This is a genomic window from Cyanobium sp. ATX 6E8, assembly GCF_024346335.1.
Classification (GTDB): domain Bacteria; phylum Cyanobacteriota; class Cyanobacteriia; order PCC-6307; family Cyanobiaceae; genus Cyanobium_A.
In genome coordinates this window covers 14,413-33,187 of record NZ_JAGQCT010000015.1, presented here as the reverse complement: position 1 = coordinate 33,187, position 18,775 = coordinate 14,413, and the positions used below count along the sequence as shown (strand labels likewise).

12 protein-coding genes are annotated in these 18,775 nt (G+C 61.8%); 9 read left to right on the top strand and 3 right to left on the bottom strand.

The annotated features are described in order from the left end of the window. The first annotated feature begins 8 nt into the window (after window positions 1-8). Entirely contained in the window at window positions 9-530 is a 522-nt protein-coding gene (locus KBY70_RS11550) for a hypothetical protein (RefSeq protein ID WP_254988587.1), read from the top strand. 24 nt (window positions 531-554) lie between these two features. On the opposite strand, the gene KBY70_RS11545 is transcribed toward KBY70_RS11550, so the two are convergent. After that, window positions 555-2,831 carry an AAA family ATPase gene (locus KBY70_RS11545; RefSeq protein WP_254988586.1) on the bottom strand — a complete coding sequence of 759 codons (2,277 nt, stop codon included), beginning with the start codon at window positions 2,829-2,831 and terminating at the stop codon, window positions 555-557. A 171-nt stretch (window positions 2,832-3,002) separates the two neighbouring features. On the opposite strand from KBY70_RS11545, the gene KBY70_RS11540 reads away from it, so the two are divergent. The 3 genes from KBY70_RS11540 to KBY70_RS11530 all read left to right on the top strand — a co-directional run bounded on the left by KBY70_RS11540 (window position 3,003) and on the right by KBY70_RS11530 (window position 4,291). Beyond that, window positions 3,003-3,539: a LysR family transcriptional regulator gene (locus tag KBY70_RS11540; RefSeq protein WP_254988585.1), complete on the top strand. Its 537-nt coding sequence runs from the start codon at window positions 3,003-3,005 to the stop codon at window positions 3,537-3,539. A 50-nt stretch (window positions 3,540-3,589) separates the two neighbouring features. Further along, window positions 3,590-3,844 (top strand): hypothetical protein, encoded by a 255-nt coding sequence (locus KBY70_RS11535; RefSeq protein WP_254988584.1) that lies wholly within the window; start codon window positions 3,590-3,592, stop codon window positions 3,842-3,844. 75 nt (window positions 3,845-3,919) lie between these two features. After that, complete coding sequence (locus tag KBY70_RS11530) at window positions 3,920-4,291, top strand: AbrB family transcriptional regulator (RefSeq protein ID WP_254988583.1); 372 nt, start codon at window positions 3,920-3,922, stop codon at window positions 4,289-4,291. Between the two features lie 120 nt (window positions 4,292-4,411). Here KBY70_RS11530 and KBY70_RS14485 read toward each other — a convergent pair whose 3' ends face one another. Further along, entirely contained in the window at window positions 4,412-5,350 is a 939-nt protein-coding gene (locus KBY70_RS14485; RefSeq protein ID WP_254988582.1) for an HNH endonuclease, read from the bottom strand. A 408-nt stretch (window positions 5,351-5,758) separates the two neighbouring features. Between KBY70_RS14485 and drmD the strand changes: the two genes are divergently transcribed. Then, the gene (gene drmD, locus KBY70_RS11520; protein ID WP_254988581.1) at window positions 5,759-9,031 is read left to right on the top strand and encodes a DISARM system SNF2-like helicase DrmD; all 3,273 of its coding nucleotides are present in this window, start codon (window positions 5,759-5,761) and stop codon (window positions 9,029-9,031) included. A gap of 17 nt (window positions 9,032-9,048) precedes the next feature. Here the strand turns inward: drmD and KBY70_RS11515 are convergent, their stop codons facing one another. After that, window positions 9,049-9,444: a type II toxin-antitoxin system VapC family toxin gene (locus tag KBY70_RS11515; RefSeq protein ID WP_254988580.1), complete on the bottom strand. Its 396-nt coding sequence runs from the start codon at window positions 9,442-9,444 to the stop codon at window positions 9,049-9,051. Between the two features lie 362 nt (window positions 9,445-9,806). Between KBY70_RS11515 and KBY70_RS11510 the strand changes: the two genes are divergently transcribed. The 4 genes from KBY70_RS11510 (at window position 9,807) to KBY70_RS11495 (ending at window position 18,746) form a co-directional block, all read left to right on the top strand. Continuing rightward, window positions 9,807-14,042: a BREX-1 system adenine-specific DNA-methyltransferase PglX gene (locus KBY70_RS11510; protein WP_254988579.1), complete on the top strand. Its 4,236-nt coding sequence runs from the start codon at window positions 9,807-9,809 to the stop codon at window positions 14,040-14,042. 3 nt (window positions 14,043-14,045) lie between these two features. Beyond that, window positions 14,046-15,791 (top strand): DUF262 domain-containing protein, encoded by a 1,746-nt coding sequence (locus tag KBY70_RS11505; RefSeq protein WP_254988578.1) that lies wholly within the window; start codon window positions 14,046-14,048, stop codon window positions 15,789-15,791. A gap of 72 nt (window positions 15,792-15,863) precedes the next feature. Further along, window positions 15,864-16,529 carry a hypothetical protein gene (locus tag KBY70_RS11500; RefSeq protein ID WP_254988577.1) on the top strand — a complete coding sequence of 222 codons (666 nt, stop codon included), beginning with the start codon at window positions 15,864-15,866 and terminating at the stop codon, window positions 16,527-16,529. 6 nt (window positions 16,530-16,535) lie between these two features. Next, on the top strand, window positions 16,536-18,746 hold the full coding sequence (locus KBY70_RS11495; protein WP_254988576.1) for an Hsp70 family protein: 2,211 nt from the start codon (window positions 16,536-16,538) through the stop codon (window positions 18,744-18,746). Window positions 18,747-18,775: the final 29 nt, after the last annotated feature.

Below are 18,775 nucleotides of genomic sequence, written 5' to 3'. Positions count from 1 at the left end.
AGGTTTGAATGACTCAATTGAGCGTCGTTCGCACGTCACCCCTCACGCATTCTGCCTGTTTCGATTGTGATGGCCTGATCCAGTCGAGTTCAGCCAACACTATGGACTATGTCGCCTATCTGACCCCCGTTGCGATGGAGGTTCGTCAGCTGGTGCAGCAGAAGGTGCGAATCGTTGAGAACGGCTCCGTTTGCAACAAAATGGATATCTATGGTTTTTTCGACACCCACAAGCGTGAGTTGACAATCTGCACATCCCGGATCCTTCGTTTTGGGGATTCAGCGCGCCATATCAATGAAACGATCCTGCATGAATCGGTTCATGTTGCTCAGGCCTGCAAGCGAGGCTTTCGAACCATTAGCGCTTTTGGCATCAACTCTTCCGCCATGGTGCTAACGGCATCTCGCGAGCGTGATCTCAGGCAGGTCGATCGATTCGGTCGCAACCTCAGAGCACTCGAGCGAGAGGCCTTCTGGATGGAGGACAAGCCAAACGAGGTGCTCTACGTGCTTAACAAATACTGCTTCTAGAGCTGAGGCGTGGATGGTGGTGGATCAGGGCATCTGCCCATACAGATCCACCACTTCTTGTGCCTGCTGCAGCTGTTTCTCTCGCAGGGCGATGGGTTGCTCGATGCGGATGCCAGCGCCCCAGCGGAACAGCCAGTTGTGCAGGTCCCAGTCGTGTGCAACGGTCCAATGGGGTAGGCGGAATTCCACGGGATAGGGACGGCTGTCACCGGCAGGATTGGGGGTGAGGATGCATCGTGTTCCCGGATCCTTGATGCCATCACCCTGGATAGCCTTGGAGAAAGCGATGTGCTCCAGCGGATACCGCCGTGGTGTTTCCCGGATCAGATTGAACACCCAGGCAGTGCATGAAAAACGCAGCACCTGATATGGCGGTTTGACACTGCGGCCCAGCGCAGGCGCCATCACCGCCAGCTGGTCCTCGATGGACTCGCCGAAATAAACGCCACCGCAGACGTCCATCAGCCGCTCCAGTCGCTCCAGGGCATGGGCGTGCTCCTGCTCGCTGTTGCGGCGGATGTTGCCATCCTCTTTCGTCAGCACCAGCCGATCGAGGCGCAGCACGCGGATCAGGCCGAGGCCGTCGCCGCCGATCGGGGAGGTTTCAAAGGCCAGATACCAGCTGATGTTGTGAAAAATCAGCTGCAGGGGCCAGGCACGGAAACTGCCGTCATCGCCTCGTTTCCGCTGCTCTTCATCCACCACGTCAGGTGTATGGCGCAACCACACCCGGCGGCGGTCGCGGATCGCCCGCTCCACCCGGGGAGACAGCTCCAGGCTGGAGAGAGTGCCGGGCTTTTCTTCCGTGTATGAGCGGTGCGCCAGGGCCCGCCGGGGCTGGCGCAGCCGGTCGGGGGTTCCATCAGCGCTGAGGATGCCAGCGCGTTGGAGGCGCTCCTCAAGGGTGAGCAGCAGAGGCTTCTGCGATTGATCACTGAGGCGATCCTGAGAGGCCTTGAGCTGGGCGTGCACCTGCAGCAGTTGATCGGCCGACAGCAGCGCCGTGCCGATCGCGTAACCCTGGCGGCGACTGTGGGGGCGACCTTTGCCCTTCACGGCGGGCAGGAAGCCGTAGGGGGTCAGAACGTGCTCGATGTCATGGCGGAGAGCCGCTTCCTGGTCGGGGCGGTAGCTCCCCTCGATCTCCTGGAGGTTGTCGATCAGATGGCGGTAGAAGGGGCCGAATTCCGTGTTGGCCCGTTTGGCCCGCTTTGCCCTGGGTGGAGCAGGGGCGGATGTCTCCGGCTCCGATGGCTCCCGATCTGATGCGGCTTCTGGAGCATCGAATGGATACTTGAGCACGTGGCGCAGCAGGGTGAACACCCGCCGGAACACCTCCTGGCTCGCCAGGGCGGGCTGGCCGCCGTTGACTTTGCTCCCGTCTGGGGGGCCGCCGCTGCCCAGCTCGATCGGCTGGTCGCTCTGCCAGTCGAGGCCCGTGAAGCCATTGGCCTCCAGCCAGGCCAGGTCGCCGCGGATGGCCGTGGCATCGGCGTAGCACTCGCTGTTGCCTCCGTGCACCTCGCTCCAGCTGCCGAGGTAGGCAGCGGCGCGTTCGGCCACATCGCCCTGAGGCAGTGGGTTGCAGATCTTGAGCAGCTCGGCCGCCGTGCCTGGATCGCTGTCGTCCAGGCCGTTGAAACTGGTGAGCAGGCGGAGCAGAAACAACAGCCGCTCCAGATCCAGCAGGCGTGAATAGCGGTGCAGCTGGGGGGTAACAGCACGCTGGCGGTTGAGGGCATTGCGGATGCGGCCATCCAGGGCTGCTAAACGCCCACGCAGATCGTCATCGCTGCCTTCTCCGCCGCCGGGGTTGAGAGTCACGATCGCCGCAAAGCCCTCGGCCCGATCCGGCCGAAAGAAGCGGTTGTTGAGGCTGGCGTGGAACTCCTCGATCACCGCCTCGGGCACGGGTCGATCACGCCGCAACGCCCAGGCCTTGCATTGCTCAAGGGGTGTGGTGAGCCACCAGCCGATCCACTCGACCGGCTGAGGCAATTGCAGCTGCTGGGTGTAGAGCAGCCGCCAGGGCCGGCGGGCGTGGGTGGCGTCGATGATCACCGGCCGGCCTGCCGCCACCTCGGTCTGCAGGCGTTGCAGCAGCACGGTGCGGATCTCATCCCAGGGGCCCTGCACGGCAGCATCGCCGAACAGCTCCTCGCGGATCAAATCGGTGGAGAGCACCAGGCCCGGGCCGCCATCGGCCCCCTGCAGCAGGGGCGCCAACTGGTGCGCCAGGGTGGTTTTGCCACTGCCGGGCGGGCCGATCAGCAGGTGGCAGCGCAAGGGGGTGCCGGTCATCGATCCATCCTGCAGCGGGACTGGGGCACATGCCATGGGCTCCTGCGAATCACCAGCGGTCGTTCGCAGGAGTCAGCCACCAACCATGGCCCCGGCTCCGAACACTGGTGTGGCTGCTGCAGCTGTTGGATGTCCGCCGTTCTTCCTCGTCGTCCTTACCGAATCCCAGCCGTGCTGAGGGATCTGGTGTTGGTGGACATGCTCGAGCTCACTGGCAGCACCGTGGCTGCCGCACAGCTGTTGAACCTGTCGCAACCCAGCGTGAGCCGGCGCTATCGGCGCCTGGCCAAGGAGATGGGTTTGCAGCAGCAGCGCGGCCGCCAGCCCGGTCGGCGCTTCTGCGATGCCGACTGGATGCGCCTGCTGCGGCAGGGCGTGAACCGTCACCGGTTGGATTGCGGGGTGTTGCGGCTGGGTGGCTCTCCCGCCATCGAATCGCTGATGAGGAGTTGGCCGTGGGCGGAGTGGGTGCCGTTGCCGGCCGCCAGCTTGAACCACAGCAACACTCTCCTGGAGCTTGATCTGCTGGATGGGGTGGTGCTGGATCGCGATCAAATAGCCGCCTTCCAGACCCACGATCTGATTCCACTGCCAGCAACAGGAAACTGCAGCTTGTGGCTGTTGTGCCGCAGCGATCCTCTCGTGCAGGACCTCGCCCAACGGGAATGCAATCAGCTGACGCAATCGTCGTTCGCACAAGGGTGCTAGCGATTGCGGCTGAGCTGGCCGAGGCTTGGCTCAAGTCAAACGAGCGAACCATGGACGGCAACCTGATCGATCAGATCCTTGCGGTGGATAGCCCTTTCGACGACGCCTTCGATGGGGATGTGGTTGGTTGCGGCCCCACCCTGCAGCCACTGCCGATCTGGACCCACTGCGGCCGCCGTATCGATCTGCTCGCCTGCAGCCTTGGCTGGCTGACATTGAGCCTGCGTGAGGTGATTGATGACGCCGAAGCCAACTGGAGTGGGGATGATGATGCGGCTTGGGATACAGAAGCCATCCTGATCTGAGCCATCAACAAGAGCATTGGACACTGGCCGCTTGCGATGAGAGGGCTAAAATCTTTGGGCCATAGGTTCATCAGCATGCTCACCGGTTCGGAACTGCTCGCCAAAGTCAAGGAGCTTGGCGACGTGTCCAAGTCAGACCTAGTGCGGGAGTGCGGCTATGTGAGCACCAAAAAGGATGGCTCCGAGCGACTCAACTTCACTGCTTTTTATGAAGCCCTGCTCGGCGCCAAAGGTGTCAGCCTTGGCACCGATGGTGGCAGGCGTAGTGCCGGAAAAGGTGGCCGCAAGCTCAGCTACACAGCCACCGTGCAGGGCAATGGCAACCTGCTGGTGGGCAAGGCCTACACCGCCATGCTGGATCTCAAGCCCGGCGATGAGTTCGAGATCAAGCTCGGCCGCAAGCAGATCAAGCTGATTCCCAGCGGTGGCTCCGACGAAGAGGAGTGAACCACCATTCCAGCTGTATCTGTTATCTGGCGGATCAGCCAAGCAGGCGATCTTGGATCCTTCATCACTGAAGTGGTACGGCAGCTCTGGGGCGGTGGTGTTTAAGCGCCTGGCTGCTGGTCACGTCCTCAAGCAGCGGCGATGGACACCAAGAAAGTGCTCCTGTTCCCGGCTGAAGGGCTGTATCAAGTTGGCCCCCTCGATCCCCCAGCAGCGGAGCGCTTCACCAGCGGCCTCGTGCTGCCAGATCAGTTGGCCGTCGGAATCAAAGCTGATCCAGTGGCGATCAAACAGCTTGTCGATGTGGGGGGACAGCAACAGGCCGTTGGCGCCGCTCAGCCGCTCGCGGTTGTCGCAGTCGCGCCAGGGTTTGATGTGACTGGCCACCAGAAACTCCTGCCGCATCAGCCCCGTCACCCGGCAGGCGGGTTCCAGTTCCGCCACCCGATGCCGAAAGAGCCCCTGCCCCAGCCTCGCCTTGGTGAGGGCATCGCGCTCAGTGGTGCTCGGCACCGCCTGCAGCTGCTGCATGTCGGCCAGCAGGGAAGACGCGGCCTCCCCTTCTTCTGCAAGCACCACCAGATGCACGCGCACCGCGGGATCGGCATGGTCTTCGATCAGCTTGAGCAGCAGCAGGCCCAAGGCGTCGCTCAGCTCCGCCAGGTACACCCCCTGGTTGCCCCGGCCCGTGTTGGTGCTGATCGGGCTGTGCCTCTCGGGCAACAACGGTTGCAGCAGCTCAAAAAATGTCTGCGGCACCAGCGGTTGGCGCAACGGCTGCCAATTCACCCGCACCAGCCAGCCCTCCTGGCTCCAGTTATCGCCAGCAGCGCCAAACTCCGGCGGCTTGGGTGCCGTGATCGCTGCCGCTTCCACCAGCCCAATAGAGCCAATCCGCCCGTAGGCGTAGCTGAACACCACGTCTCCCCGCTGGCAGCGGGTGAGGTTGTCGTAACTCACATTGTGGGCGCCATTGGCGTTGGCCTTGGGCGACCACACATACCCACCGTCGGTTTCCTGGCGGACGGTTTGCTTGTGGTTGACCCACCAGTGAGCCACGGGGGTTGGCAGGGATTGCCCAGTTTTAGCCCGCTCCGCGAGGTGCCGCATCAAGCGGGCAGCTACTGGAACCCAGAGGAACGTCAGGCAGGAGTCCTCAGCGTTCGCGCACCGCGGAAGGACTGACTTGGCCATGGCCGCCAGTCCCATTTGCACGCCTACCCAATCCAAATCACTCGGTGCAGCTCTTCAAAAACTCCGCTCCGCTGCCTATGTCGCCAATCCTGGATCGAGAGAGGTACATCAACCCTTATGCATGATTTGCATAGGGGTCAGTGCCAATAGGCGTTTCGGAGGATCAAAAACGACAGCGGATGGCCGCACGACGCCGCATAGTGAAGTGGAAACGCGTCCTGTTCTTAGGCGTCGATTGTTCAACTCCACACCAGTGGCCTCACTCTGCGACTGATGCCAGACGCTGTTCTCGCCAAAAGCCAGGTCCCCACGCAGGGCGCCGTTGTCCAGTGCCGAAGCCACCGCTGGCTGGTGGAGGACGTGGAGCCCGCCGAGCACCCTGAGGGCGACATGGTGGTTCGGATGGCGTGTCTGGATGACGACGCCAACGGCCAACGGCTGGAGGTGTTCTGGGAGCGGGAGGTAGATGCCCTGGTGCTGGGCGAGACCACCTGGGACACGGTGGGCCAACGGGGCTTTGACGACCCGCAGGTGTTCGGCAGCTACCTGAATACCCTGCGCTGGAACTGCGTCACCAGTACCGACCCCGGCCTATTCCAATCGCCGTTGCGGGCCGGCATCGATGTGAAGCCTTACCAGCTGGAGCCGTTGCGCAAGGCCCTGCTCATGCCGCGGGTGAGCTTGTTCATCGCCGACGACGTGGGCCTGGGCAAGACGATTGAAGCAGGCCTGATCATGCGCGAGCTGCTGCTGCGCCAGAAGGTGCATCGCGTGGTGGTGGTAGCGCCCCCTTCGGTGGTGCTGCAGTGGAAGGGGGAGATGGAGAGCCGCTTCGGGCTGAGTTTTGCCGTGCTGGACCGGCAGTACATCACCGAGATGCGCCGGCAGCGGGGCTGGGGCATCAACCCTTGGGCGACCCACACCCGGTTCATCATTAGCCAAGCGCTTGTGCGCGATGAGGCCTACGCCGGCCCCCTTCGCGACTGGCTCGGCGATGAGGGCAAGCAGGCGCTGCTGATCCTCGATGAGGCCCACAACGCGGCGCCGGCGAGCGGCTCGAAATTTGCGATCGACTCCAAGCTCACCCGCGCGATGCGCGATCTGGCCGGAAGGTTCGAGCACAGGCTGTTTCTCTCGGCTACTCCCCACAACGGCCACAGCAACAGCTTCTCCGCCCTGCTGGAGATCCTCGATCCCACCCGCTTCTGCCGCGGTGTGGCCGTGCGCAAGCAAGACCTTGAGGACGTGATGGTGCGGCGGCTCAAGGAAGACCTGCGCCAGATAAATGTGGATCTGCCTGAGCGATTGGTGGTGCCGGAGGTGATCGATGGCCTACCGGCGAATACCCCGGAGATCAAGCTGGCTGAGCTGCTCAGCCGCTACAGGGAGATGCGAAACCAGCGCCTAGCGAGCGCCGGCAAGCGGGAGCGTGCAGCCGAAAACCTGGTGATCTCCAACCTGCAGAAGCGGCTGTTGAGTTCGATCGCGGCTTTTGATCGCACGTTGAGGGTGCATAGAAACACCCTGGAGAAACGGGCCGCCAGGGCCGACAAACAGCGCCCGGTGCGGCTGGAGGCCCTCGATCTACTGCAGGGTTCCATCGATGGCGACGACGATCGCGCCGAAGGCAACGAGGAGGACCTGCTGCAGGAGGCCGATGCCCAGCACGAGGCAGCCGTGGGCTCGGCTCTGGTGTCCAGCGAGGAGGAGAAGCAGCTCCTGAGTCAGATGCAGACGATCGCCGAAGCAGCCCGCTACGAGGCCGACAGCCGGGTGCAGCGCTTGGAGGAGTTGATCCGCCAACACCTTTGTCCGCGTCTTGGGCAGCAAGGCGCTGAATGGGCCGGCGAGCGCCTGCTGATCTTTACCGAATACGCCGACACCAAGGACTGGCTGGAGCGCCGCGTGCGCGAGCTGATCGCCGGTAGCGATTGTGCCGAGGCCCGGATTGCCACATTCCATGGCGGCATCGGCGATGAGCGGCGTGAGGCGATTAAGCGCAGTTTTAACAGCCCACCCAACGCCGATCCACTGCGGATTTTGATCGCCACCGACGCGGCCCGTGAGGGCGTGAACCTGCAGAACCACTGCAGGCGGTTGGTGCACTTCGATGTGCCCTGGAACCCGGGCCGGATGGAACAGCGCAATGGTCGGATTGATCGCACCCTGCAGCGTGCGCCGCAGGTGTACTGCCACTATTTCGTGCTGCCCCAACGCCCGGAAGACGTGGTGCTCGACACCGTGGTGCGTAAGACAGATCAGATCCGCCAGGAACTGGGTTGCCTGCCGCCGGTGGTGATCCGCAAGCTCAATGATCTGCTGGCCAAGGGCATCAACCCCACGTCGCTGGCGCGCACAATCGCAGACATCAAGGGCTTGGATCAGGAGGAAGACCTGCGCATCACCCGGGCCCTGCTCGATGAGGAATTGGAAGGGAGCCGTGAGCGCAAAGAAGAGCTCGAAAAACAGGTGGGCAAGCTAGAGCGCGCACTGGAGCGCTCCACCAAGTGGTTGAACTTCAGCCGCGCCCAGTTCCGCAATGCCCTCAACACCAGCCTGCAACTCACCGGAGAGCGGCAAGGCAACAACCGCCTAGCGCTAATACCGCGGGATGCCAGCCAGGCCGAGCAGGATCCCGATCGGGCCATTTGGGAGTTCCCCAGTGCTGCCGACCTGCCGGGCGGAGAAGCCGCCTGGGGGGATGTGCTCGATGCCCTGCGGCCTCCACGCCAACCCGGCCAGAAGTTGTGGCAGTGGCGCAAGGAGACGCAACTGCAGCCGGTGGTGTTCCAGGACCCCCAGGAGGTGAATGCCGATCGGGTGCACCTGCATCTAGAGCACCCGCTGGTGATGCGGCTGCTCAACCGCTTCCTGATGCGTGGTTTCCAGAGCGATTCCCTCAGCCGCGCCGCCGTGTTGGGCACGCCCGATGACACGGCCAAGCTGGTCGTGCTAGCGCGGCTCAGCCTCTATGGCCACGGCGCCTCGCGGCTGCACGATGAAGTGCTGGCGGTGGTGGCCGAGTGGGATCCGGCGGATCCAAACCGGCGCCTGCGCAAGCTCAGCGTGGAAAAGAGCGATCGGGTGATGAAGGAGTTGAAAGAATCCCTCCAGTTGCAGCTCGAAGCACCAGAAGCGGCAGCGATGGCGTTGCAGCAGCATCTGGCGGCGGATGTGGGCCAGCTCAGAGACGCCCTCGATCGGGTGGTCGACGAGCGCCGTCAGGACGCGGCCCAGAAGCTGGCCAAACGGTCCGACGATGAAGTGGCCCGCTTTGTGCGGGTGCTGGAGGAGCAACGCAAACGGATCCTCAGCACCCGCAGCCGCACCAACGAAAACCTCGATCAGCTGCTGCTCGATCTGGGCGGGATCAAGGAGGAACGCCGCCAGCTGCAGGACAACCGCAAGTACTGGGAGGAGCGCTTGCAAACCATCGACATTGATCTGGAGCGCGAACCCGAACGCATCCGCCGCACCTTCGCGCTGCAGACCCACCGGGTGGAGCCGGCCGGGGCTATCTACCTCTGGCCCCAGGGGGTGCGCTGATGGACAGGGGATTCAAGTCAGCCCAGCACAGCTACGGGGTAATCACGCATCAAGGGATCAACGCTCACCAAGGTCAGGTTCTCCTCAACAGCCTGGGCAATCAGCAGGCGATCAAACGGGTCTTTATGCGGCACCGGCAATTGATCCAGTCGCCTGACGTGAGGCCAGTGGACTGGCAACAGCAACCAACCTTCCTGATCAACAACCCAGCTATGAATCTCCGGCAGATGCAGATCAAGATCCAGCTTGCCCAGCTTCACCTTGATCTGAATCTCCCAGAGGTTGACCACACTGCAGTAGATCTGATTCTCAGGGTCAGCAATGCTGCTAATGGCAGTGCTGGAAAGGCGCGATGGCTCCGCCAACCACCAGATCAGCACACTGGTATCAAGAAGAAACCCGGCGCCGCTCAAGGAATCAGAAACTCCTCAGCTAAGGGAGCGTCGAAGTCGGCGTGGGTGTGCATCTTGCCAAGCAGGCCGCCGGGCTGCCGCGGGGCAGACGCTCCTCGCGAGGCGGAATCCTGCATGGCTGCCAACAGAGCGCCTACCTGGCTGCGCTGGTCAGAGGAAAGGCGTTCCAGCTGGTGTTTCAGTGACGGGCTGATGGAGGTCATGGCGAAACGTGCCTATGCCAAACCCAATCCTAAATGGGTTGAGCATGCAATCCTGCCCCCGCCACAGTCCTCCTCACTCCCTCTCGTGGCTCGCGAGACCCGCTGGGGTACTGAGACAGAAGACCTTGCTGGGTCCGCCAGCCTCCAGGAGGTGCGCTGATGGCCTACTACGGCATCCCCACCAAAGCGATCCACGAGCAATGGCTCGGATTGGTGCAACCCGTGGGCCTGGTGGTGGCACCGGCGGTGCTCACCAAGCTGGAGTTGGTGCCCAACCAGAGCACCGCCTACATCTCAGCCCTCCAACTGCAGCTCAATGGACTTTTGGAGAAGGTCGACGGGCTGAATGGCGACCCCGTGAAGGTGGTCTCCAGCTTCCAGCAACTGGCCACCGAGCTGCTCGATTGGGGCGACTCCGATCTGGTGGAGGCCAGCGCGCTGGAGACGGTGCCCGAGGTGGTGCTGAGCGAATACGGCGAAACCCTGCGGCCCACCCATGGCGTACTGAAGCTGGAGGGTGAGGGCATGCAGGCCCTGGTGCTCGATCTAAGCCAATGGCGAGACGCCAGCGGCACCCTCACCCCCCAGTGGGACCGTGATCTCGATGCCGCCTGGAACCCCACTGGTAACGGCTGGGATGCCACACCGCAGCAGCGCTTCGAACGGCTGCTGAAGGAAACCGAGCATCCGATCGGACTGTTGTTCAACGGCACTCAGCTGCGGCTGGTGCATGCGCCGCGCGGTGAATCGAGCGGCCACATCACCATGCCACTGGAACCGATGGCAGAGGTGGCGGGCCGGCCGATGCTCGGTGCCCTCGAGCTGCTGCTGGGGGTGGACCGGCTATTCGGCGGCAACCCGGAGCAACGTCTACCGGCACTGCTGGCGGCAAGCCGCAAGAACCAGAACGAGGTGAGCACACGCCTTGCCGAACAAGTGCTCGAAGCCCTCTGGGAGTTGTTGCTGGGCTTCGATGCGGCCGAGCGCATTGCCCAGGACAACGGCCGAAGTGTGTTGGGCGCGTTGCCAACAACAGAAGAGGGCCAGAAGCAGCTCTACGGCGGCCTGATCACGGTGCTGCTGCGGCTGGTGTTCCTGCTGTATGCGGAAGACGAAGAGTTGATGCCCAGAGATTCTCTCTACGGGCAGCACTACAGCGTCAGCTCCTTGGCCGACCGGCTGCGCCAGGAGCGCTTTGAGCACCAGAGCGCCATGGCCGACCGGCGCGGCGCCTGGGCCTCGCTTCTGAGTTTGTTCCGGTTGGTGTACGACGGCGGCGGGGCGGAGCCGAGCTACCTGCCAGCCCGCCACGGCGAATTGTTCGACCCCGATGCCTTCCCGTTCCTGGAGGGAAGGGACATCGACAGCTTCTACGACGACGGCATCCTCACCAACCTGCCCGCCGTCAGCGACGACGTGATGGAGAAGGTGCTGAGCAAGTTGATCTGGCTCGATGGCGAGCGGCTCAGCTATCGGGCCCTGGACGTGGAGCAGATCGGCTCGGTCTACGAGGGGATCATGGGCTTCACGGTGGAGGGAGCCACAGGCCCCAGCGTGGGGATTACGTATCGGCCGCCGCGCCAGAAGATCACCATCACGGTGGTGGTGGACGCCGAACAGCTGCTGGCCCAGAACGGATCCAAGCGCGAGAAGTGGCTCGATGAACAGGCCGGCGTGGCCCTCAAGTTGCCCGCCAAGGTGAAGAGCGAGCTCAAAAGCGCCACCACCCTGGCCGAGCTGTGTGTGGCGCTCGACAAGAAGCTCTCCCCCCACACGCCCAACGGCCTGGTGAGCGGCAGCCTGATCCTGCAGCCCACGGCCGAACGGCGCCGCAGCGGCAGTCACTACACGCCCCGGGCGCTCACCGAACCGATCGTGGCTGAGGCCTTCCGCCCCTGGCTGGAGCGTTGCAATGGCAAGCCCACGGCCGAGCAGATCCTGGCCCTGAAGGTATGCGATCCGGCCATGGGCTCAGGCGCCTTTCTGGTGGCTGTGTGCCGCTGTCTGGCGGTTTGGCTGGTGCAGGCCTGGGAGCGCGAGGGCTACCCCGAAGGCTTCCGCCAGGAGTGGGACAAAGACACGGTGGCCCGCCGACTGATTGCCCAGCGCTGCCTCTACGGCGTCGACAAGAACCCGTTTGCGGTGAACCTGGCCAAGCTGTCGCTCTGGCTGGTGACCCTCAGCGAGCACCTGCCCTTCACCTTTGTGGATCACGCCCTCAAGTGCGGTGATTCGCTGGTGGGGTACGGCGTCCAGGAGATCCAGAGCGCAATGAAGGAAGTGCAGCTCGGCTTCCTCAATGAGCAGAACCAGGTCTTCTCCCAGATGGGTGTGGCCCGGCGCGAGAGCTTCAGCGACGACAGCCTCAATGACGAGGGCTACGACCGCAAGAAGGTGTTGCTGCAGCAACAGATCAAAGCCAGCGAAGGCTTGCGCCAGGCCGGTGATCTGATGGTGGCGGCCTTCTTTGATGCAGTCAAAGCTAAGGAACGGGCCGATAAGCAGCAGGTGTATCTGGCCATGCTCAGCGGCGCCTTCAACGATGAGGGGCTACAGGATTCAATTCAGGAGATCCGCGATCGGCTGGCCGCAGGCGACAAGGGCATCACTCCCTTCCACTGGGATCTGGAGTTCCCGGAGGTGTTCGGTGATGGGCACGGAGGCTTCGATGCCTTCGTGGGAAATCCACCCTTCGCCGGCAAGAACACCATCGCCGAAGGCAGCCCCAACGGAATCCTCGATTGGTTCAAGCAGCTGCACCCCGAGAGCCACGGCAATGCCGATCTGGTGGCCCACTTCTTCCGCCGTTGCTTCCATCTGCTGCGGCCCGGGGGCACCCTGGGCCTGATCGCCACCAACACCATCGCCCAGGGCGATACGCGCAGCACCGGTCTGCGCTGGATCTGCCTGAATGGCGGCACTATCTACGCCGCGCGCAAGCGTTACAAGTGGCCCGGTGTGGCCGCTGTTGTTGTCAGCGTGGTGCACCTATTCAAGGGGGCCTATGCCGGCGTGAAGCTGCTGGAAAAACGGTCGGTGGAGCGGATCACGGCGTTTCTGTTTGCCAATGGCGGCCACGACGACCCGAAGCAGTTGGCGGCCAATGCAGGCAAGAGCTTCCAGGGCTCGATCGTGCTGGGCATGGGCTTCACCTTTGATGACTCCGGCCCGGCCGACGACGACACACCAGGCATCCCTTCACCGATCGCCACGATGGAGCGCCTGATCGCCATGAGCCAGAAGAATGCTGAGGTGATCTTCCCCTACATCGGCGGCGAGGAGGTAAATGAGAGCTTGACACATGCGCATCACCGTTATGTGGTTGATTTCAGAGATCGCAGTGAAGATGAGTGCCGGCTCAACTGGCCCGAGCTGATGACACTTCTCGATAAAAAGGTGAAGCCTCAGCGGCAAGAGCGCAAGCCAAGTGGAGAATACAAACAGCGGATACCACTGCCTCAGAAGTGGTGGATACACGCAGAAAAACGCCCTGCGCTGTATGCGGCGATTACGGGTTGTGAGCGGGTATTGGTTACAGGCGCAGCTGCTACACAGTATTTGACATTTCCGTTTATTCCTGCCGATCAAGTCTTCAGTCACAAGCTGATTGTCTTCCCGCTAGATACTACTGATGCTTTTTGTATTCTTATTTCTCGCGTACACACGGTATTCGCAAACTTCTTCAGTTCAACTCTTGAAGACAGGCTGACCTACAACCCCTCCGACTGCTTCGAAACTTTCCCCTTCCCCACCGCCCTCCTCAATTCCGCCGCCACCGATCCCACCCACGCCGCCACTCGCCAGAGCCTCGAAGCCATCGGCGAGCGCTACCACCAGTTCCGCGCCGAGCTGATGGTGGCCAACAACGAAGGCCTGACCAGCACCTACAACCGCTTCCACGATCCAGCCGAAACCAGCAGCGGCCTACTGGAGCTGCGCAACCTCCACGGCGAGATGGATCAGGTGGTGCTGAACGCCTACGGATGGAGCGATGTGCCCACCGCCTGCGGCTTCGGCCTCGACTACCTCGATCTCGAAGAAGACGCCCAGCTACCCGAGGACCTGCAGCAGCGCATCGACGAGGGCAACCTTTTCTTCTGGGATGCCGGCGACGCCCTCGATTTCCAGGGCCAGCTGCAGGCCTACGGCGCCATCACCGGCCGGCTCAAGCTGCCCTGGCGCTACCGCTGGCCGGATTCAGTACGAGATGACGTGCTGGCTCGGCTGTTGGCGCTGAATGCCGCGCGGTATGAGGAGGAGGTGGCGATGGGGCTGCACAGCAAGGGGGCAGCCAAGACGCCCAAGGCCAAGGGGAAAGGCAAGGCCAAAGCCGCATCAACCCCGAAATTCGAGCTCACCAGTGAGCCCTACCAAGGCGGCTTAAGCCTGTTCTGAAACATGGCCAAAGCAGAAGCCACCGTCGAAGAACTTGTCAGCAAGATCGAGCGCGGCGAGCTGCGCCTGCCTGAAATGCAGCGCCGCTACGTCTGGCGCTCCACCCGCGTGCGTGATCTGCTCGATTCGCTGTATCGCGGCTATCCCTCCGGCGCGATCCTGATCTGGGAAACCGACGACGAGGTGGCCGAGCAGCCGTTTGCAGTTGACCAGCAGGTGAAGCCTGCAACCAAAACGCAACTCTTACTCGACGGCCAGCAGCGGCTCACGTCCCTCTCCGCTGTGATCCGCGGCAAGCCTGTGCGAGTGAATGGGCGGGTTCGCCCCATCGAGCTGCTGTTCAACCTCGAGCACCCTGATCAACTCAGCGTGATCTCCGAGGTGGACGACGACACCGCCGATGCCCTCGAAGACAGCGGCGATAACGGTGAAGACGGGGAGGAAGCCACCGAGGAAGAAGCCGATGCCTCAGAAGACGAACTGCAGAAGCGGTTCAATCGCATGACCTTTGTAGTCGCCACCCGCAAGCTGGAGCAGCTGCCCCAGTGGGTGAATGTCAGCGAGGTCTTTCAGCGCAAGAACGACATCACACATTTCCTAAAACAAGCTGGTATCACCAGCCTCGATGATCCTCGAGCTGAGCGCTACACCCAGCGACTGAACCGCTTAAGGGGGATTAGCGATTACATCTACCGAATGGACGTGCTGGAGCGCAGCCTCTCCTACGACGAAGTCACGGAGATCTTTGTGCGGGTCAACTCGCTCGGCGCCAAGCTGCGCAGCTCCGATCTCGCCCTCGCCCAGATCACCGCCAAGTGGCGCGGCTCCCTGCAGATCTTTCAGGCCTACCAGGCTGATTGCTCCAAGATTGGTTTTGAACTGGATCTGGGTATCCACCTCAAGAACCTGGTAGCCCATGCCACCGGCCAGTCACGCTTCCTCACCGTGGCCAATCTCCGGCTGGAGCAACTCCAGAGCGGTTGGGATGATGGCTGCCGGGGTATCGATTTTGCCCTCAATCTGCTCCGCAGCAATGTAGGCATCACCAGTCCTGCGCTCTTGGCTTCGCCATTTCTGGTGATCAGCCTTGGCTTTTACGGCGCCCAGCGCAACTACTCGCTCAGCAGCGATGAGGCAGTTGGCCTGTTGCGTTGGGTGTTACTCGCCAATGCCAAGGGCCGCTACAGCCGCGGCTCCAGCGAAACCCTGCTCGACCAAGACCTCAAGACAATCCGGGAAGGTGGCACCTACATCGAGCTGCTCGAGCGCCTGCGCACCCAGGTGGGCCGCCTTGACATCGCCCCCGAGGAGCTGGATGGCCGCAGCCAACGCAGCGCCCTTTTCAAAACCATGTTCCTTGCGTTCCAACAGGCCGGCGCCCGCGACTGGCAGACCCAACTGGCCATTGCCCTCAGCCATGTGGGCAGCGCCCACCAGCTGCAGTTCCATCACATCTTCCCCAAGGCCCTGCTCAAGAAGAGCGGCTACAGCACCCGCGAGATAGACGACATCGCCAACCTCGCCTTCATAGGCGGCCGCGCTAATCGCCGCATCAGCGACAAGGCTCCTTCCTCCTATATCCCTGAGCTGATCGCTAGCAATGGCGATCAGCCCTTCACAAGCCAGTGCATCCCCACCGATCCAGCTCTGCTGCCCACTGGGTGCTACAGAGAATTCCTGGCGGAGCGTCGGCGCTCGATTGCCGAGCGGCTCAACGCCTTTCTGGGTAGCCCTCGGGATAGCTCCTGATTTCTGTCCCCGATCGGCCTGCATACCCACGGCCTTTTTCTTTTCCCATCAACCCTCTACGCAAGATCAGCCATGGCCAGAAAGTCGAAGTCAGCACAGGGACTCACCGCTCGTGGCGCCAAGGGCGCCCCCCGTGAAAAGCTGGCCAAGGCAGCTGGTTTTCGCAGTGACGCCGAAATTGCGGAGCTCTTCCCAGACAGCCGCCAAAAGCTGGTGCGGCAGCTGCAGCAAGCATTGGCCGACCTGGTGGTAGGGCTGAACCTGGCGGAATCCAGCGCATCCGGCGTGGCTGCCCACTACGGCGCCCTGATCCGAACCCTGGCCGATCAGGGGCAGGAAGCTCCAATGGCGTCAAGCCCCCCTAAGCCCAACAAGAGCGACGACACCTCAGGTCGGGCCATCAAACAGGCCGCCCTTGCAGCCGATGCGCTGCGGCAGATGGTGATGGAGGCGGTGGAAGCCCCCCTGGCGTTACTGCCGTCGCTCTTGGCCGATAACGCCCTAAGCGATCAACAAAAGCTGCAGCGGTTGGGTGTCTATACCGCTGCCCTGGAAGCGGTTTATGAACCGCTAGACCTTGAGCCCATCGGCGAACCTGGCGAAGCAGCAGTCTTTGATCCGCGCCACCACGATTCCGCTGCTGCTTTGAGCAAAGGAGACACCTGCACCATTCGCCAGATTGGCTTCCGCCGTGGTGATGCCGTGGTACGCAAGGCTGTCGTTGTGGGTGCGGAGTGATTAGCCATGCTTCAACACCTCGCCATCGACCTCGGCAACACCAACACCCTGATCGCCAGTCGCGATCAGGATGGCACTGAGGCTCTGCTGCACCTACCGCGCATCTCCCAGCTGGATACCCAGCTATCCAAGAGCCCTGAAAAGCCCTTCACCTTTGTTCCCTCGGAGGTGTTCCACTCCGACGACGGACCTGAAATAGGCGCGCGGGCCTGGGCAAAGCTCGCAGACGATGAACGGCCTGATGCCTACCGGCGTTACGGCCGCAATTTCAAGCGTCAGCTGCTCGACTCCTTCCTGCAGGCCCGCCATGGGGAAGAGGGTCACCGAAGCCTGCTGGAAACCAGCACAGATTTCGTGCGCGTGCTCTGCCACGATCTCAGGCAGGAACTGGAAGTTGAATTTGGCAGTTCCAGGGTACCCAGCCTGATCCTTACGGTCCCGGTGCAGGCACCTTCCGAATACCGCTCGTGGCTGCGCGAAGTCTTCAATGACAACCTCCAGCCAGAAGCGATTCGCCTGATCGACGAATCCACCGCCGCTGCCCTTTTCTACGGCGAGGAGGCTTTTGGCAGCCGCGTGTTGATCGTGGACATCGGTGGCTCCACCTCTGATATCACCCTGGCCGATATCGGCTTTGCTGGCGACGGATCCTCAGAAGAGGCTCGACTGATCACCAAGACTGGTGCCTTTGTCGGGGGCTCCACCATCGACGACCTGATTGCTGAGAAGGCCTTTGCACTTCAGGGGCTAAATCAGCCTGCGACCTATAACCGCAAGACCTACCTGCGCGCCATCCGTGCGGGAGAGAAGGTGAAGAAGACTCTCAGCTTCCGCCCCCGTGCCCTGGAGCCCTACGAGGACCTGCAAGCCGGCCTCACCATCAATATGACCTTCCGTGATACCGACCTAGCGTCGATGGTTGCGGACTCGGCGATTGCGCTATCACTTCGGGATCTGGTGAGGGAAACTGCTGCTGAAATCCAGCGCCGCGGCATCGCGCTGAATTCGATCAACGGCGCAATTCTTGTAGGGGGCTGCACCATCTGTCCGCCCATACGTGCTGTTCTCAATGAGGCCTTTTCAGCCCTAGACCTTGAACTCTCTGATTCACCAACGGAGGAAGACCGCTTTGCCGCTGTTGTTTTCGGCGCACTGAAGAGTGTAGATACCCCAGTATCAAATGACTACCTGCTGCACGACTATGCAGTCCGCCTGCGGGCAAGCAACGGCAACTTTGTTTACCAGACACTGTTCAGCAAGGGAACGGTCTACCCCTGTCTGTCCGACTACGCTCTTAATTCAGGTCGCCAATCCAGGAGTCAAACTGGTATCCGCATCTCGGTAGGTGAGTTATATCGGCAACCCCGCCGTCCCGTAGAAGTTGTAACAGACGAGCCACAGGCAACCGGCCCCCTGGTAGCTAGCGAGTTTCGACCCCTGGGTACTGGCGGCCACCTCGTGGTGATTCCAGTCGACCCAGCTGCTCCTGTTGGTGATAAGCGCTATCGCATCACGTTCGCCATCGATGTGGACCGCCAACTCCTGATCACGGTGGATGACACCGTTAGCAAACAGCGCCTGTTTGACAACAAGGTGATCGTAGATCTCAACGAGTCGGCTTCTCCTGTGCTCGCATCACCTCCGTCTCCCCCTGCGATCACCTCCAGAAGATCGCAAAAAGTCATCGAGCTGAATCCCAATCCCAGTTACAACAGCCTCGAGGTTGAAGTAGCAAATATTCTTCGAGATATGAACATGGAGGGCTACCTGATTTCCAATGTCATTCTCGGTCAGCACTTGCATGAGGTGGATCACCTGCTGATCACCCCGTCGGGGGAGGCTTACATCATGGAGTGCAAGAACTACCGTGGAACCTGGACCGGTGGTATCAACTCTCAGTGGGTCTGCACCGCACCCGATGGCAGCGAGCGGGTTATTGCTGCCAGACCGGTTAATCCAATGCTCCAATGTCGCCGCTACATCGGTGATGTACTTCAGCGCCTGTCAAGCGAATACGCCAATTTCCAGTTCAGCAAGGCATGCCTGGTAATTGCCCCCGATCAGGCCCACCTGGATGGCGTAAGCGGCTGCGGCACAAATTTGCTCAATGTGTCGGCACTCCCAGCCTTCATCACATCGATGGAAATCCGTCGCCAGGATCGTCCAAAGGTCGATTTGGACCCTCAACTACTACGCAAAGCTTTTTATCTGGCTTAAGCGTGGAGGTGGATGTATTAGGCAATGAA

Bases quoted from the DNA above. Each gene is read 5' to 3' on its own strand.
- KBY70_RS11550 (WP_254988587.1), top strand. From the start codon at position 9: ATGACTCAATTGAGCGTCGTTCGCACGTCACCCCTCACGCATTCTGCC.
- KBY70_RS11545 (WP_254988586.1), bottom strand. From the start codon at position 2,831: ATGACCGGCACCCCCTTGCGCTGCCACCTGCTGATCGGCCCGCCCGGC.
- KBY70_RS11535 (WP_254988584.1), top strand. From the start codon at position 3,590: ATGGACGGCAACCTGATCGATCAGATCCTTGCGGTGGATAGCCCTTTC.
- KBY70_RS11530 (WP_254988583.1), top strand. From the start codon at position 3,920: ATGCTCACCGGTTCGGAACTGCTCGCCAAAGTCAAGGAGCTTGGCGAC.
- drmD (WP_254988581.1), top strand. From the start codon at position 5,759: ATGCCAGACGCTGTTCTCGCCAAAAGCCAGGTCCCCACGCAGGGCGCC.
- KBY70_RS11510 (WP_254988579.1), top strand. From the start codon at position 9,807: ATGGCCTACTACGGCATCCCCACCAAAGCGATCCACGAGCAATGGCTC.
- KBY70_RS11505 (WP_254988578.1), top strand. From the start codon at position 14,046: ATGGCCAAAGCAGAAGCCACCGTCGAAGAACTTGTCAGCAAGATCGAG.
- KBY70_RS11500 (WP_254988577.1), top strand. From the start codon at position 15,864: ATGGCCAGAAAGTCGAAGTCAGCACAGGGACTCACCGCTCGTGGCGCC.
- KBY70_RS11495 (WP_254988576.1), top strand. From the start codon at position 16,536: ATGCTTCAACACCTCGCCATCGACCTCGGCAACACCAACACCCTGATC.